1 protein-coding gene is annotated in these 371 nt (G+C 62.2%); it reads right to left on the reverse strand.

Annotation, left to right across the window (positions count from 1 at the left end; all coding sequences use genetic code 11):
• Positions 1–371: ATP-binding protein (locus AC1DF0_RS32635; protein WP_477577774.1), on the reverse strand; the 371-nt coding region annotated here is incomplete at both ends.

Here is a 371-nt window from a genome sequence, read left to right on the forward strand (position 1 = left end):
GGCTGGTGGCCATCGGCAGCACGTTCTTGCCGTCGACCATGACGATGAAGCTGGCTTCTTCGCCGTCCAGGAACTCCTCGATGACCACGCGGGAGCCGGCATCGCCAAACGCGTTGCCAGCGAGCATGTCGCGCACCGCGTCTTCAGCTTCAGCCAATGTCATGGCCACGATCACGCCTTTGCCGGCGGCCAGGCCATCGGCCTTGATCACGATCGGTGCGCCTTTTTCACGCAGATAAGCCAGGGCCGGCTCGATCTCGGTGAAGTTCTGGTAGTCKGCGGTCGGGATCTTGTGACGCGCCATGAAATCCTTGGTAAAGGCTTTCGAGCCTTCCAGTTGCGCGGCACCTGCGGTCGGGCCGAAGCAATCC

Source organism: Paenibacillus sp. 05T425, from assembly GCF_056396205.1.